Raw genomic sequence first — 15,357 nt, 5'->3', positions numbered from 1 at the left:
CGTCGGTTCCTGCCGCCACGGCCAGGAGCCTCGCGATCCCCCTCACGGGTTCCCCATTCGCCGGGTCCTAGGTGCGGTAGATGTTAATCGTGTTGGACTGCACCATGTCCCGTTCCCCCGCGGCGACCCTGACTCCTTGGCGGCTGTCATGGAGTTCGGACGTTGTCAGGCGGAGTTCGAAGAGCCTCTTGCCCGTCCCTTCCTCGTTGGGTACATCAGGCAACGTGATCTTGATGTCATCGGCGCTGCCGTTCACCACAACGAGGCCGTCGACCTGGCCGTCGTCCGAGCCCAGAAGGAGCTGCACCACCCGGTGCTGGGGATCATTCCAGCGGTCCATGGACATGGGCTTGCCGTTCTGGTCGAACCAGTGCAGATAGGCCTGCTGGTCCTTGGCCGGATAGTCGTGAGGCTGGCTTGCCAGGAACTCCTTGCGGAGCCTGATGACCCGCTTGGTGCTCCGGAGCATGGCATGGGACTCCGCAGTGTTGGTCCAGTCCAGCCATGTGATGCCGTTGTCCTGGCAGTAGGCGTTGTTGTTGCCTTGCTGCGTGCGGCCGAGCTCGTCACCGGCGGTAATCATGGGGATGCCCATGGACACCATGAGCGTGGCCATCAGGTTGCGGCTGGTCTGCGCCCGAAGCGCCAGGATTTCCTCGTCCTCGGTGCGGCCTTCGAAACCGTGGTTGTAGCTGCGGTTGTCCCCGTGCCCGTCCCGGTTCTGCTCGCCGTTGGCTTCGTTGTGCTTGCGGTCGTAGGACACGAGGTCGGCCAGGGTGAAGCCGTCGTGCGCGGTGACGAGGTTGACGGAGGCCATCCGTGTGCGCCCGGAGTCCGCGAACAGGCTTGCCGAACCCGAGATGGAGTCCGCGAGACGGCCCACGGAACCGCCCCGACCGCCGGCGTCGATCGCGGCGCGGTCCGCGAGCCAGAAGGAACGCAGCGCGTCGCGGTAATGATCGTTCCAGTCCACCCAGCCGGGAGGGAAGCGCCCGGTCTGCCAGCCGCCATAGCCGATGTCCCATGGTTCGGCGATGAGCTTCACGGAGGACAACGCGGGATCAGCGGCGATGGCAACGAGGAACGGGTGGTGCGGGTCGAAGTCGTTCGCGGCGTTGCGGCACAGAGTAACCGCGAGGTCGAACCGGAAGCCGTCGATGTGGAACTCGTGCACCCAGTACCTAAGTGAGTCGAGGACCAGCTGGACCACGCGGGGGTGGCCGAAGTTGAGGCTGTTGCCGCATCCGGTGGTGTCCACGTACCGGCCGTTGCCGTCGTTGCGGTAGTACTGCATCTCCCCCAGCCCGCGGAAGCTCAGCGTCTGCCCGTCGCGTCCGCCCTCGGCTGTGTGATTGTAGACCACATCCAGGATGACTTCGAGGCCCGCAGCGTGCAGGAGCTTGACCATGCCCTTGAACTCGTCCTGGACGGCCTGCGGTCCGGCTTCCTGGGCGGCACGGGTGGCGTAGGCGGGATGGGGCGCGAAGAATGCAGCCGTGTTGTAGCCCCAATAATTGGTCATTCCCAGATTCTGGAGATGCGGTTCGTCCAGATGGAAATGGACCGGCAGGAGCTGGACCGAAGTGATGCCCAGGCCCGTGAGGTGCTCGATCATTGCCGGATGTGCCATCCCGGCGTAGGTCCCCCGGAGCTCCTCGGGTACATCCGGATGCAGCATGCTCTGGCCGCGCACGTGCGCCTCGTAAATGATGGTGTTGCGCCACGGCACATGGGGATTCCGGTCGTCGCCCCAGTCGAAGGCACTGGCCATCCGCACGTTGGTGAGGAACCCTTCACGCTCGTCCACGGCCCGGCCGTACGGGTCCAGCAGCAGCGGCTGCTCGCCGTCATCATCGAAATCCACGGTGGGCACTGACACCGGCAGGGCATCATCCTCCGGCGAGGAGCGCAAACCGTACCGTGATCCGATGGGGAAGCCGTCCACGATGCCATGGTGGACGCCGTTGGTGATGTTCGGGAGGGTCTTCAGCTGCCACGAGCCTCCGGGGGCCCGGAAGGCGATTTCCAGCGTGGAGACCCCGGGAGCGTACACCGCCACATTCGCGCAGGCACTCTGAGGATCGTCCGTTGCCGGAGAGCCCGTGCGCGGAACGCTGATACCAAGTGGAAACGGCCGGGAGGCGTCCACGGTGGAGGCTGTGTCTAGGAGTGGCATGACCATTGCTTCAATATTAGCGGGGCCACACAAATGGCCGATATTTTCCTCAATGTGTCGGGAAATGGGCGGGCATTGTTCAGCGTTGCATACTGAAGGAACAGCCACGTTGGAGGTAATTGTGCGAGTTGCACTTGCTCAGGTCGTCACAGGCCGCGATATTTCGGGGAATTTGGACCTGGTGGAAAACTTCGCCCGCCAGGCGAAAAACGGTGGCGCAGAATTAGTGGTCTTCCCGGAAGCCACTATGCGCGCATTCGGCAATTCACTGCTGGACATTGCCGAGCCGCTCCACGGTCCCTGGGCAAGGCGGGTACGGCAAATAGCGGACAAACTCGGCATCGTTATCGTGGCAGGCATGTTCACGCCGGGGCACACCGGCGGCGACGGTGTTCGCGACGGCGACGAAGGGGGGCGCCGTGAAGCTGTCAGGAAGATCCGCAACACCCTCCTGGTGACAGGTCCCGGGGTGGATGCCAGCTACGACAAAATCCATCTCTTCGATGCTTTTGGCTTCGCCGAGTCGGACACCGTGGATCCCGGGAGCGGACCGGTCACCTTTGAGCTCGGCGGCATCAGCTTTGGCCTGGCCACGTGCTACGACATAAGGTTCCCGGCGCTTTTCACGGCCAACGCGGACCTGGGTGCGGAGGTCAACATTGTGTGTGCGTCCTGGGGATCAGGGCCGGGGAAAGTGGACCAGTGGCGCCTGCTGGCCCGTGCCCGCGCCGTGGACACCACCACCTACGTACTGGCCTGCGGCCAGGGCGATCCCGCCACCCAAGGCATCGAGGCCAAGGGATCGGCGCCCACCGGGGTGGGGCACTCCGCCGTCGTTTCCCCGCTGGGTGAGGTCCTGGAAGAGCTCGACGACGGGATCGGACTGCTGTTTGCGGACATCGACCCCGCCGTGGTCAAGGAAGCCCGCACAAAGCTCCCGGTCCTGGCCAACCGCCACAGGTTCCACTAACCGACGCTCTCTCACTTTTCGCAGCCTAAACGGCAACGCTCCCTCACATGATGAGAGAGCGTTGCCGTTTAAGCCGCAGGAAGTGAGAGAGCGTTTGCTGTTTAACCCGCAGGAAGTGAGAGAGCGTCGCAAGCCGGCTGGAAGCCTACTTCGCGGCGCGCTGCCTGGAGACTTCGTACAGCGAGATGCCGACGGCCATGGAGGCGTTCAGCGATTCCATGGCGGAGTCGATCGGGATGGAGACGATCTGGTCGCAGTTTTCGCGGACCAGGCGGCTCAGGCCCTTGCCTTCGGAACCCACCACGATGCATACCGGTTCGGTGGCCAGCGAGAGGTCCGGCAGCGAAACGTCGCCGTCGCCGTCCAGTCCCAGCACGTAGATACCCATGTTCTTGTAGGCCTTGAGCGTGTTGTTCAGGTTCGCGGCGCGTGCCACCGGGACCCGGACTGCCGCGCCGGCGCTGGTCTTCCAGGCCGAAGCGGTGACGCCCACTGAGCGGCGCTCGGGGACGATCACGCCGTGGCCGCTGAAGGCGGACACCGAACGGATGATCGCGCCGAGGTTGCGGGGGTCCGTGATGCCGTCCAAGGCGACGAAGAGCGGCGCGTTGGCGACGTGGCCCTTCTTCCACTTGTCCACGGTCTGCTCTGCCAAATCAAAGGCGTCCTCGTACTCGTACGGGGGATCTGCAGCACTACGCCCTGGTGGATGGCGTCGTCGGTCATGCGGTCAAGCTCGGGCTTGCCGGTTTCCATCAGCGGGATGCCGCGCTCGGCGGCCAGCTTGAGGGACTCCTTGACGCGGTCATCCATTTCAATGCGGATGGCGACGTGCAGTGCCTTTGCCGGGATACCGGCGCGCAGCGCTTCGACAACCGAGTTGCGTCCGGTGACGACTTCCTCCGTGGCACGGCCCTTCGGACCGGAGCGGGCACCGGCGCCGCGGGCTGCGCCCGGACGCTTGGCGGCTGAGCGCTCGGCAAGCTGCTTGTTCTTGTGGGCCTTGTGGTACGGGCGGTCCTCCGCCTTGGGCGTGGGTCCCTTGCCCTCGAGGGCCTTGCGGCCGTGACCACCCGTTCCGATGGTGGGGCCCTTCTTCGCTTTGACCGACCGGCGACCGTTGTTGGCCATAAGTTTCACCCTTGCTTTGTTGTGTAAGTCTGACCTCCAGTCTACTGACTCGAGTTAAATCGACCTGCCAACGCCCAAGGTCAGTCGGCTCAGCCGCGCTTGAGACTCCAGCTGGCGCCGTCCGGACCGTCCTCCACGACCACGCCCGCAGCGGCCAGGGTGTCGCGGATGGCATCGGAGGCCGCCCAGTCCTTGGTGGCCCGTGCCGCCGCCCTGGCCCCGAGCTGGGCCTCGATGAGGACGCCGAGCGCGTCGTCCGCCTGCTGGTCCCGGGCGGGAGCCGCGACGTCGTTCAGCCCGAGGACGCGCAACATATCGGTGACGGTGTGAAGCGCAGCGCGGGCGGCGGCGTTGTCACCGGCTGTGAGGGCCGTGTTGCCGGCCCGCACCGTGTCGTGCAGCACGGCCAGCGCCTGCGGAACATTGAGGTCATCGTCCATGGCCGCGGCGAAGGCATCCGGCACTTCGCCATGGGTTCCGAATGGCAGGGAACCGCCGTCGGACAAGACATCACCGGACAGTGTCCGGACGGCCCGTGCGACGAACCCGTCAATCCGTTCCATCGCGGCGGCAGCCTCCTGCAGCGACGTGGGCTGGTAGTCAAGCACGGAGCGGTACTGTGCCTGTCCGAGGTAGTAGCGCACCACGCGGGGCGGGGCGAGCTCCAGCATTTCTGTCGGGCTGACGGTGTTGCCGATGGACTTGGACATCTTGTCGCCCTGGTACGTCACCATGCCGTTGTGCATCCAGAAGTTGGCGAAGGCGTGGCCTGCCGCCTGGGACTGGGCCATCTCGTTTTCGTGGTGCGGGAAGCGGAGGTCCAGCCCGCCGCCGTGGATGTCGAACTCCGTGCCCAGGTATTTGGTGACCATCGCGGAGCACTCCAGGTGCCAGCCCGGTCGGCCCGTTCCCCACGGCGATACCCAGCTGGCGGTCGTCGGCTCGCCTTCTTTGTGGCCCTTCCACAGCGCAAAGTCCCTGGGGTCCTTCTTCCCGCGCGGATCGGCGTCGGCGGCTCCCTGCATGTCATCGATCTTCTGCCGGGTCAGGGACCCGTACCGGTTCCATGACCGGACATCGAAATAGACGTCGCCGGAATCATCGAGGGCAGGGTAGGCATGGCCGCGGTCGATCAGCCGCTGGATGAGCGCGTGCATCTCCGGGATGTGGCCGGTGGCGCGCGGCTCGTAGGTGGGACGGGAAACGCCAAGGGTGTCGTAGGCGTTCAGGAAGGCCTGTTCGTAGCGGTAGGCCAGCGCCCACCATTCCTCTTCGCGGATGTCGTCCGGGCCTTCCTCGAAGTCCGGCTCGAACGAGGCGGCGGACTTGGCGAGGATCTTGTCGTCGATGTCAGTGACGTTCCGGACCACGGTCACGCGGAATTTCCGGTATTCCAGCCAGCGGGTGAGCTGGTCAAAGGCAATGGCGGACCTGATGTGCCCGACGTGCGGCAGGCCCTGCACCGTGGCGCCGCAGTAGTACAGGCTCACTTTGCCCGGTGTCAGAGGGACGAAGTCGCGGACTTCGGCGGATGCTGTGTCGTAAAAGCGCAGGGTCACCGCTCCAGATTAGCTGATGGCCTTTGCAGCGCACGTCCCTGCGGCCCAGCGGCAGTCGGCGGGCCGGCCGCCCCGGGCGGCGCCGATCCCGCTATTTGCAGACTTCGCCGATCTTGTTGTTCTGCTCGCTGAGCTGCCTGGTCTGCTCGGCGGTTTTGGTCCCCAGCGACGTGCCGGCGACCTTCTTCATGATGTCCGCCATCTTCTGGATGGGCTCTGCCACTTCGGGGGCTACCTTGTCCGCCACTTCCTGGTAGTGCTTGGCGATCTGGTCTGCCTGCTGCTGCTGGTTTCCGCTGGGCACGAACGTGTCGCCGTTGAGGAATTTGCAGCTTTCCTCCACGCTCATCTTCGGAGTTCCACAGCCACTCAGCAGCATCCCTGCAACGAGTACGACGGCGGCAAGCGGCTTTTTCACGAAGGGTCTCCTGGTGTGGTTGGCAAAGGTCCTGCTCCCTTAAGCCTAGGCGAAGGACCGCCGCCGCCTCAGTTTGCCCTGTAGACCAGTGCGGTGGCGACGGCCGAGATGCCCTCGCCCCGGCCAGTGAAGCCGAGGCCGTCGCTGGTGGTGGCGCTGACGCTGACAGGGGCGCCCGCCGCAGCGCTGAGAACCTCCTGCGATTCCTCTCGGCGTGGGCCGAATTTGGGTCTGTTCCCCACAAACTGCACCGCGATATTGCCGATCTCGTATCCCTCGGCCCTGACGATCCGGGCGGCCTCAGCCAGGAGGGTAACGCCCGAGGCGCCGGCGAATTCCGGCCGGTCCGTGCCGAAATGCCTCCCTAGGTCACCCATCCCCGAGGCCGAAAAGAGGGCGTCCGCCGCGGCGTGGGCCACAGGGTCCGCATCGGAATGCCCGGCCAGGCCCTGTTCGCCCTCCCACAGCAGTCCGCCGAGCCACAGCGCCCGGGGTTGTCCCCGGAAGCAAAGGCATGGATGTCGATGCCGATTCCGGTTCTGGGAATAACGGGATCGATCATGGTCAGCCCTCCACCCATCGCGCGCCCAGGGGGCCTTCCAGCAGGCCCTCAGCAATGATCAGGTCCAAGGGCGTAGTGATCTTCAGGGACTGACTGGCTCCCCGGACGGCATGGACGGGGACGCCCAGGCGCTCCACGAGCATGGCATCGTCCGTGATGGCGGCGCCCTGCTCTTCATCGAATCCGGACACCGCCCCGTGGGCCCTCAACAGGGTGTCCAGGTCAAACCCCTGCGGAGTCTGCACAGCGCGGAGCTGTTCCCTCGGAGCAGTACCGACCACGAGTTCCGGAGCGATCCGCGCATCGTTTCCGCTCGTGGCCTTCACGGTCTTCACGGTGTCCACCACCGGCATGACCGGAATTACGGCCAGCGCGCCGGCAGCGAGTGAATCAACCACCCGGTGAAAGACTGATTCGGGTGTCAGTGCACGAGCGGCGTCGTGGACCAGCACGGCCTGGGTGCCTTCCTCCAATACCGCCAGCGCGGAACGCACGGACTCGGACCGGGTTGCGCCCCCATCCACCACCGTCAGCAGCGGGCCGCCGTCGACAAGTTCATTCCGGAAGTCATCGCACATGCGGCGGAGCGCGCCGTCACCTGCGGGCAGGGCGATGCAGACCTGCTGTGCGACGCCCGAAGCCACGATTCCGCGGAGGGCATGCATCAGGATGGGTTCGCCGCCGAGCGGAACCCGGGCTTTGGGCATGCCGTAACCAAGACGCTGGCCGGAACCGGCCGCAACCAGGACGACGGCGACGACGGGCCGGGGATGGGCGGCCTCGGCGTCCGTCCCGTTCCCGGCCGAAAGATCAGTTGCACTCATGGGCACAAGACTACGTGCCCGCCCCGCTCCGGCGCCCGGCAAAAACGCGGCTGCCTGAATCAGGGCAAAAAGAAACCCCGGCGGCTACGGAGCCACCGGGGTTCAATTCTTAGGAAGCCAAGACTTCGTCGAGAACGCTTGCTGCCTTCTCTTCGTCTGTCTTTTCAGCCAGCGCCAGTTCTGAAATCAGAATCTGACGGGCCTTGGCCAGCATACGCTTCTCACCTGCGGAAAGGCCGCGGTCGTGATCACGGCGCCAGAGGTCACGAACAACCTCTGCTACCTTGATGACGTCCCCGGAAGCAAGCTTCTCCAGATTTGCCTTGTAACGACGTGACCAGTTGGTGGGCTCCTCAGTGAACTCGGCCCGCAGCACATCAAATACGTGCTCCAAACCTTCTTTGCCCACTACGTCGCGAACCCCAACAAGGTCAACGTTCTCTGCTGGAACTTCAATGGTCAGATCACCCTGAGCCACCTTGAGCTTGAGATACATCTTCTCTTCGCCCTTGACAGTGCGCATCTTGATTTCTTCAATTTTGGCTGCACCGTGGTGAGGGTAAACTACTGTCTCGCCGACCTCAAAAACCATGTGGACTTTCCCCTTTCCCGCAGACCAGTTTATCACGATTCGGGCATATGACTGGCACGGATACGGGCCCGGAACCGCGTGAATACGGGGAAAATGGGGCGAATCACCCCCCTTTAACCCCTTGACGAACGCGGATAATAGTGCATCCGAAGGTGCCTGCCAAGGGCGCGACAAGGCTGTTACGAGCTTGCCGGTCCTAGTCGGAGGGCAACGCTTAGGGCGGTGCGGGGACCGGTTCCGGGACGCCAATGTGTACTGCCCGAATCCTTGTTTGAGGCCGTTTGAGGATAGGCTATGGCTGAATAATGTTTCAAGACTCTCAAGGAGTGCGTGACGTGCGTTTCACTGCGATGAACCGGGGCCAGCGCGGCAAGCTGGCAATGGCAACGGCGGCACTTGCCATCGGCCTGCTGTCCGTAACCGGCTGCGGCTACATCAACCCGCAGCAGACCTCCGAGCAGTACTCGGCGTCGGACGGCACCAGGGAAAACCTCGGTCCCCTGGAGATCCGCAACTTCATGATCGTCTCCGCTGGCGAGAACAAGCCCGGCCGCGTGATCGGCGCCGTGTACAACTCGTCTTCCAACGACGTCAAGCTGACCATCAGCGGCGCGGCAGGCTCCCAGACGCAGGTGTCTGTGAAGAAGAACTCCTACACCCTGCTCAATGACTCGACGGATCCGGCGATCCTGAGCAGCACCGGAACCTTGCCCGGATCGCTGGCCCAGGTCACCATCAGCGAAGACGGCACCAACCAGACAGCCAAAGTCAAGGTGCCCGTCCAGGACGCGACACTGTCCGAATACAAGAAGTACCTGCCGGAAAGCAGTGAGCCCACTGTCTCCGAGTCGGCGACTCCCACTCCCTCGAGCAGCGCCAGCCACTAGCCCGGATCTACCGAAAGGAGGGCCCCGCCTGTGCAGTTCACAGGCGGGGCCCTCCTTTCGCACGTCCGGAACGTTCAGTTTCCGGGGCCGGGCCCCAAGTCCGGGGTTGGCTAGGGCCGGCGGTTACGGCTCGAACTTGTAGCCCAGGCCGCGGACAGTCACGAGGTAACGCGGCGCGGACGGGTCCGGCTCGATCTTGCTGCGCAGCCTCTTGACGTGGACGTCGAGGGTCTTCGTGTCGCCGACGTAGTCGGATCCCCAGACACGGTCGATCAGCTGGCCGCGGGTCAGCACCCTGCCTGAATTGCGCAGCAGCATCTCCAACAACTCGAATTCCTTCAGGGGCAGCGACACGTGCTCGCCATCGACGCTCACCACGTGGCGTTCCACGTCCATCCGCACCGGGCCGGCCTGGACGGTGTTCGCAATCAGCTCCTCCGGCTCTCCCTGGCGGCGAAGGACGGCCCGGACGCGGGCAACGAGCTCCCGGGACGAATACGGTTTGGTGACATAGTCGTCGGCGCCGAGTTCAAGACCCACTACTTTATCGATTTCGGCGTCCTTGGCGGTCAGCATGATCACGGGGACCATGGACCGCTGGCGCAGCTGCCGACACACTTCAGTTCCGGACTGGCCGGGCAGCTGCAGGTCCAGCAGCACCAGGTCGGCGCCGTTCCGGTCGAACTCGGTGATGGCGTCCAAGCCGTTGTCCACGACTTCCACCTCGAACCCTTCCTTGCCCAGAAGGTAGGACAGGGGGTCGCTGAACGACTCCTCGTCCTCGACTATGAGAATCCTGCTCAAGCGCTGGCTCCTTGCTCGTGGACGCCGGCGGCGTCCTGTCTGTGTGGTGCGTTGGTGCGGGCCGCAGGCTTCCGCTCCGCGGGGGTGTCGCCGTCGTCCTGCCCCTCCATCTCTGGAAGCCTGATGGTGAAGGTCGACCCCTGGCCGGGCTGCGACCACAGTGTCACTTCCCCGCCGTGGTTCGAGATGACGTGTTTCACGATGCTCAGGCCCAGCCCGGTGCCGCCGGTCTGCCGCGACCTCGCGGCGTCCACCCGGTAGAAGCGTTCGAACACCCGTTCCTGGTCCTCCGGGCTCAGGCCGTCCCCCTGGTCGGTGACTGAGATCGAGATCAGGCCCGCCTTGGCACGCACCCCGATCCCCACCCGGGTATTCTCCGGTGAGTAGCGGATGGCGTTGTCGATCAGGTTCCGCAGCGCCGTGACCAGCAGGTCCTGGTCTCCGTAGACCATGGCGTCCACATGGCCGCCGATCACGATGCTGATGTTTTTGCTTTCAGCGGGCAACTGCGAGCGGTCCACTGCGTCGGTGATCACCGTGTTAATGTCCACGGGATGCCCTTGTTGGGCGACGTTTGCGCCCTGCAGCCTGGACAGCTCGATGATGTCCTGCACGAGCGCCGCCAGCCGGGCCGACTCCTTCTCCATGCGTTTGGCGAAGCGGCGGACGGCCACTTCGTCGTCCGCCGAAGATTCGAGGGCCTCCGCCAGGAGGGAAATTGCGCCTACCGGCGTCTTGAGCTCGTGCGAGACGTTGGCAACGAAGTCGTTGCGGATCTCTTCGGTGCGTGTGATCTCGGTCCGGTCGTCGGCCAGCAGGAGGATGTATTCTTCACCGAGCATGGCTGCCCGGACCTGGACAACGATTGTCCCCTGCCCCAGCGGACCGCGTGGCAGTTCGAACTGCTTCTCGAGGATGACGCCGTCCCGCCGGACCCTCGCCGTCATGTCCAGGAGCTGTTCGTGCACCACCGTGTGGCCGCGGACCAGGCCAAAGGCATACGCCGCCGGACTCGCCCTCACCACGCCGTCGATGGCATCCACCACCACAAAGGCCCGGCCGACGACGGCGAGCACCTCCGCGGCGCCGGCCGGCAGCACCGGCTCGTCGAACTCGACGTCCACCAGCTTGCGCTGCTGTTCACTGACCCTGAAGGCGAGCACGCCAAAGATGCCGAATGACAGACCAACCAAGCCTGCGATGACACCGATGAGCATAGGATCCACGGCTCCAGCTTATGCTCTGCCCTGGACCCGAATGGCGAATCTGATGCGATTCCGCCAGCGGTTCAGCTAACGTTCATCTAGAGGTGCGTAACAGTTCACCAGCCACTGACAGAGTTATCAGTTGGACTGCAGGAGCGGTGACACGAAATCTGCCTGCCGCCGCGGTGCGGGCAGCATTTCCAAGGAAAGGACGCGTAGTGCGCAAGGTTTTTCAGGAGGAGCTCACCCAGGTGGGCGAACAGCTCGTCGAGATTTCAAAGCTGGTAAGCGAGGCCATTGAAAAAGCCACGACTGCTTTCGAAGGCGCGGACGTCGATCTCGCCCAGGATGTCATTGCCGCTGACGCAAGGATCGATTTCCTGCAGAACAGCCTCGACGAGCGGGCCATCGACATCCTGGCCCTGCAGGGCCCGGTGGCCAGCGACCTGCGCATGATTGTAGGATCGCTGCGGATGAGCGCGTCCCTGGAGCGCATGGGCGACCTCGCCCGGCACATCGCCCAGCTCGCCCGGCTCCGCTTCCCGACCAATGTGATCCCTGCCCAGCTCGAAGAAACGTTCAAGAGGTTCGCCGAACAGGACATGCTGATCGCGAACAAGCTCACCGAACTGCTGGAGACGCGCGACCTGGAAGTTGCCCGGGACATCATGAAGGCCAACGCCACGGTGAACGACCTCCACCTGAGCGTGTTCAAGGCAATCGCCCGCAGTGACTGGAGCGAGTCCCCGGCCACTACGGTGGATGTTGCCCTGGCCAGCCGCTACTTCGAACGATTCGCCGATCACGGCGTGTCCGTCGCGCAGAAGGTCACGTACCTCGTCACGGGCGCCTGGCACCCGAACAGCACCGAAATCGGCTGAACCAACAAGGCTAATAAGGCCAATAAACGACGCCGGCCGGTCACCACCAAGGTGACCGGCCGGCGTCGTTCTATTATTTCTTGCCCTGGTTGGCCACCGCGAGGATGGCTTCTGCAGCGGCCTCCGGGTCGAGGTAGGTGCCGCCGGGCTTGACGGGCTTGAAGTCCTCGTCCAGGTCGTATACCAGCGGGATGCCGGTGGGGATGTTCAGGCCAGCGATGGCTTCGTCGCTGATGCCGTCAAGGTGCTTGACGAGGGCGCGCAGCGAGTTGCCGTGGGCGGTGACCAGGACGGTCTTGCCGGCCTTCAGGTCTTCCTTGATGTCCGATTCCCAGTACGGCATCAGGCGCACAAGGACATCCTTCAGGCATTCGGTGCGCGGAAGGGCGTCGCCCAGGTCCGCGTAGCGGGGATCATGCGCCTGGGAGAACTCGCTGCTGTCGTCGAGGGGCGGCGGCGGGGTGTCGTAGGAGCGGCGCCATTCCATGAACTGCTCTTCACCGTACTCGGCCAGGGTCTGGGCCTTGTCCTTGCCCTGCAGGGCACCGTAGTGGCGTTCGTTCAGGCGCCAGTCGCGCTTGACCGGGATCCAGCCGCGGTCGGCCTTGTCCAGGGAGATGTTGGCCGTGTTGATGGCCCGCTTCAGGAGCGAGGTGTAGAGGACGTCCGGGAGAACGTTGTTCTCAACCAGAAGCTCACCACCGCGAGCTGCTTCCTCGCGACCCTGGTCGTTGAGGTCGACATCCACCCAGCCGGTGAACAGGTTCTTGGCGTTCCATTCGCTGTGGCCGTGGCGCAGCAGAATCAGCTTGTAAGTCATGGTTTTCATCCTAGCCGAGCAGGCGGCGGCACTGCCGAGCGTTACATCAGGTGGCAACGCCCGGTGCCTGACCCGCGCGGGCGGCCGGTTAAGCTGGTCCGGTGGTGCAGAAAGCTGAACGGGTAACCGCCGCGCCGGCCCGGGGCGGAGTCAAAGGCGGCAAGCCCGTAGGCAACGTGACGCGCGGCACCACCAACCCCAACCGGATGCGGCGCCTTGACCGGTGGCTGACCGGGCCGCAGGCGTGGCGGCTGCGCCGTGCAGACGACCCGTTGGTCATCGACCTCGGCTATGGCGCCTCTCCCGCGACCGCCGTCGAGCTCTTTGAACGTTTGTCCGCCGTGCGCTCGGATGTCCGGGTTGCCGGGATAGAGATCGAACCCGGGCGGGTCCGCGCAGCCAAGCCACTGGAACGGAAAGGGCTGAGCTTCCATGTGGGCGGATTCGAGATTCCGGTGCCGGGCCAGCCGGTGATTGTCCGTGCGTTCAACGTGCTGCGCCAGTATGAGGAAGCGGACGTGGAGGCTATCTGGCGCCTGGTGCGGGGCCGGCTAAGCCCGGACGGGCTGTTTATCGACGGCACCTGCGACGAGATCGGCCGGCGCGTGACGTGGGTGGCGATCGACTCCGGCGGGCCGCTCAGCCTGAGCATTTCCATGCGTTTCGGCGGCTTCGCGCTGCCCTCGGAGATTGCCGAACGGCTGCCGAAGGCCCTCATCCACCGGAACGTTCCCGGCGAAAAAATCCACGGCTTCCTGCAGGCACTGGACAAGGCCTGGCTGGACGCGGCGCCGCTTGCCGCGTTTGGTAACAGGCAACGGTGGACGGCCATGTGCCGGTCAATGCTCGACGGCGGCTGGCCCCTTGCGGACGGCCCGTCCCGTTGGCGGCTGGGGGAATTAACTGTCGGCTGGGACGCCGTAGCGCCCTCCGCCTAACGCGTTATCCGGCTGCCAAGGGCGTATTACCAGGGGCCGTAGGGGCCCCTGTTGCGGCTGCCGCCACGGCCGGCATCCTTCACGGCGGGACGGACGTCCGCAAGGTAGACCGAGGCTGCGGTTACGGCCGCAAGCCCGAACAGGCCAAGCGTGCCGAAACTGCCACCCCCGCCGGCATAGAGGGACAGTGCGCCAATGGCCAGGGCGCCGCCGGTCAGTGCCAGCCAAAACATCTTGGTCCGCTTGGAAACAGCTTCAAAGGCGTTGGCCTTGTGGCGAAGGCAATCAAAGAATGCCCACACTTCAAGACCAAACGCCACGAGCGCCAGTACGAACCAGACCCCGGTCTCTACGTAGTAAATCAACACTTTTCCGTCCACGTCCCCAGCCTAGCCGTCCAGAGCCTCCAGTGCCTGCTCCAAATCCGCCCAAAGGTCTTCGACATTCTCAATTCCCACGCTCAGGCGGACCAGGTTGTCCGGCACGCTGACCGGCTCAGCCGCGTGGCGGCGTCGTCGTTCAATCAGTGATTCAACCCCGCCCAAAGAGGTGGCGGGAAGCCACAGCCGCAGCGCACGGACCAGCTTGTCCGCGGTGTCAGCGCGGCTGAGGCCGCCGGCCGGGGCGATCTGCACGCACAGTACGGAACCGAAGCTCTTCATCTGTGACTTGGCGCGTTCGTGGCCGGGATCCGAGGCCAGCCCCGGGAACCGGATGCCCTCAATACGCGGGTGCCCGCTCAGCCGCTCTGCGAGCACGGCTGCCGACGCCTGGGAACGTTCGATCCGCAGCGCAAGCGTCCGCAGTCCCCGCAGGGCCAGCCACGCTTCGAACGGTCCGGCAATGCCGCCGTGGATGATGCGGTGGTGCAGCAGCGTTGAGCGGATCGCGGCGTCCGACGTCACGAGCGCTCCGAGGACGACGTCGGAGTGCCCGGCGAGGTACTTGGTGACCGAATGCAGGACGACGTCGGAGCCCAGGCTCAGCGGCTGCTGGACCAGCGGGGTGGAAAAGGTGTTGTCGGTGACAACCATCGCGCCGGCCTCGCGGGCGGCAGCGGTCAGGGCACGGATGTCCGCGATCCCCAGCATCGGGTTGGTGGGGCTCTCCAGCCACAGCATGCTGGCCGCCTTGCCGTCGGCCGGAGCCAGCAACGCCTTTACGGCGTCCGTGTCCTCGATGTCCACGGTGCGGAGTTCGAACAGCCCCTTGTCCGCGAGTTCGGTGGCCATCACCAGGGAGCCGGCATAGCTGTGCGAGGGCATGACCAGCACTCCGCCGGCCGGGATGAGCGACAGTGCCGAGCTCACCGCGGCGAGCCCGGAGGCGTACAGCAGGCCGGGGAGCGAAGCACCCTCCAGTTGGCCCAAGGCTTCTTCGAGCGGATCCCAGGTGGGGTTGGAGTAACGCCCATAGCCGCGGTCACCGTCGGCGAGCGGCCCGGTTCCGAAATAAGTGGAGGACAGCACGATGGGCTGGTTGACCGGTTCATCGCGTTTGCGGGGCGGGCGGCCGGCGGCCACAACCACCGTTTCAGCCGACAGCGCGGCAACTTGCTGTTCGGAAAGACTCATGGTCAAAGAGTACGGG

At 64.7% G+C, this 15,357-nt stretch carries 14 protein-coding genes and 2 pseudogenes; 4 read left to right on the top strand and 12 right to left on the bottom strand.

Annotated elements, in window-relative coordinates; all coding sequences use genetic code 11:
* Positions 1-67 precede the first annotated feature (67 nt).
* Complete coding sequence (gene glgX, locus FCN77_RS04115; RefSeq protein ID WP_137321235.1) at positions 68-2,182, bottom strand: glycogen debranching protein GlgX; 2,115 nt, start codon at positions 2,180-2,182, stop codon at positions 68-70.
* A gap of 115 nt (positions 2,183-2,297) precedes the next feature.
* On the opposite strand from glgX, the gene FCN77_RS04110 reads away from it, so the two are divergent.
* Positions 2,298-3,146, top strand: coding sequence for a carbon-nitrogen hydrolase family protein (locus tag FCN77_RS04110; protein WP_137321234.1), 849 nt, complete (start codon positions 2,298-2,300; stop codon positions 3,144-3,146).
* 145 nt (positions 3,147-3,291) lie between these two features.
* Here FCN77_RS04110 and rlmB read toward each other — a convergent pair.
* The 6 genes and pseudogenes from rlmB to FCN77_RS04080 all read right to left on the bottom strand — a co-directional run bounded on the left by rlmB (position 3,292) and on the right by FCN77_RS04080 (position 8,232).
* A pseudogene (rlmB, locus tag FCN77_RS04105) lies at positions 3,292-4,277 on the bottom strand (23S rRNA (guanosine(2251)-2'-O)-methyltransferase RlmB).
* An 89-nt stretch (positions 4,278-4,366) separates the two neighbouring features.
* On the bottom strand, positions 4,367-5,836 hold the full coding sequence (gene cysS / locus FCN77_RS04100; protein ID WP_137321233.1) for a cysteine--tRNA ligase: 1,470 nt from the start codon (positions 5,834-5,836) through the stop codon (positions 4,367-4,369).
* Between the two features lie 91 nt (positions 5,837-5,927).
* Positions 5,928-6,254 (bottom strand): hypothetical protein, encoded by a 327-nt coding sequence (locus FCN77_RS04095; protein WP_137321232.1) that lies wholly within the window; start codon positions 6,252-6,254, stop codon positions 5,928-5,930.
* Between the two features lie 68 nt (positions 6,255-6,322).
* A pseudogene (ispF, locus tag FCN77_RS04090) lies at positions 6,323-6,834 on the bottom strand (2-C-methyl-D-erythritol 2,4-cyclodiphosphate synthase).
* Entirely contained in the window at positions 6,819-7,640 is an 822-nt protein-coding gene (gene ispD / locus FCN77_RS04085) for a 2-C-methyl-D-erythritol 4-phosphate cytidylyltransferase (RefSeq protein ID WP_137321231.1), read from the bottom strand. Before ispD ends, ispF begins: the two are co-directional and overlap by 16 nt.
* 109 nt (positions 7,641-7,749) lie before the next feature.
* Entirely contained in the window at positions 7,750-8,232 is a 483-nt protein-coding gene (locus FCN77_RS04080) for a CarD family transcriptional regulator (RefSeq protein WP_026266570.1), read from the bottom strand.
* A gap of 350 nt (positions 8,233-8,582) precedes the next feature.
* Between FCN77_RS04080 and FCN77_RS04075 the strand changes: the two genes are divergently transcribed.
* Positions 8,583-9,119, top strand: a complete 537-nt coding sequence (locus FCN77_RS04075) for a hypothetical protein (RefSeq protein WP_137324631.1) — start codon at positions 8,583-8,585, stop codon at positions 9,117-9,119.
* A gap of 123 nt (positions 9,120-9,242) precedes the next feature.
* On the opposite strand, the gene FCN77_RS04070 is transcribed toward FCN77_RS04075, so the two are convergent.
* Positions 9,243-9,923, bottom strand: coding sequence for a response regulator transcription factor (locus FCN77_RS04070; RefSeq protein ID WP_137321230.1), 681 nt, complete (start codon positions 9,921-9,923; stop codon positions 9,243-9,245).
* The gene (locus tag FCN77_RS04065; protein WP_137324630.1) at positions 9,920-11,140 is read right to left on the bottom strand and encodes a cell wall metabolism sensor histidine kinase WalK; all 1,221 of its coding nucleotides are present in this window, start codon (positions 11,138-11,140) and stop codon (positions 9,920-9,922) included. Before FCN77_RS04065 ends, FCN77_RS04070 begins: the two co-directional genes overlap by 4 nt.
* 206 nt (positions 11,141-11,346) lie before the next feature.
* On the opposite strand from FCN77_RS04065, the gene phoU reads away from it, so the two are divergent.
* Positions 11,347-12,009 (top strand): phosphate signaling complex protein PhoU, encoded by a 663-nt coding sequence (gene phoU / locus FCN77_RS04060; protein ID WP_137321229.1) that lies wholly within the window; start codon positions 11,347-11,349, stop codon positions 12,007-12,009.
* Positions 12,010-12,082: 73 nt separating this feature from the next.
* Here phoU and FCN77_RS04055 read toward each other — a convergent pair whose 3' ends face one another.
* Complete coding sequence (locus FCN77_RS04055; RefSeq protein ID WP_137321228.1) at positions 12,083-12,829, bottom strand: phosphoglyceromutase; 747 nt, start codon at positions 12,827-12,829, stop codon at positions 12,083-12,085.
* 101 nt (positions 12,830-12,930) lie between these two features.
* Between FCN77_RS04055 and FCN77_RS04050 the strand changes: the two genes are divergently transcribed.
* Positions 12,931-13,767, top strand: coding sequence for a class I SAM-dependent methyltransferase (locus tag FCN77_RS04050; protein ID WP_175417126.1), 837 nt, complete (start codon positions 12,931-12,933; stop codon positions 13,765-13,767).
* A gap of 26 nt (positions 13,768-13,793) precedes the next feature.
* On the opposite strand, the gene FCN77_RS04045 is transcribed toward FCN77_RS04050, so the two are convergent.
* Together FCN77_RS04045 and FCN77_RS04040 are read right to left on the bottom strand one after the other, a co-directional pair.
* Entirely contained in the window at positions 13,794-14,147 is a 354-nt protein-coding gene (locus FCN77_RS04045; RefSeq protein ID WP_137321227.1) for a DUF2516 family protein, read from the bottom strand.
* Between the two features lie 9 nt (positions 14,148-14,156).
* Positions 14,157-15,341 (bottom strand): PLP-dependent aspartate aminotransferase family protein, encoded by a 1,185-nt coding sequence (locus FCN77_RS04040; RefSeq protein WP_137321226.1) that lies wholly within the window; start codon positions 15,339-15,341, stop codon positions 14,157-14,159.
* Positions 15,342-15,357: the final 16 nt, after the last annotated feature.

Origin of the sequence: Arthrobacter sp. 24S4-2 (genome assembly GCF_005280255.1) — a bacterium.
Lineage (GTDB): Bacteria > Actinomycetota > Actinomycetes > Actinomycetales > Micrococcaceae > Arthrobacter.
The sequence above is the reverse complement of the archived record's forward strand: the minus strand, read 5'-3'. Positions and strand labels throughout refer to the sequence as shown.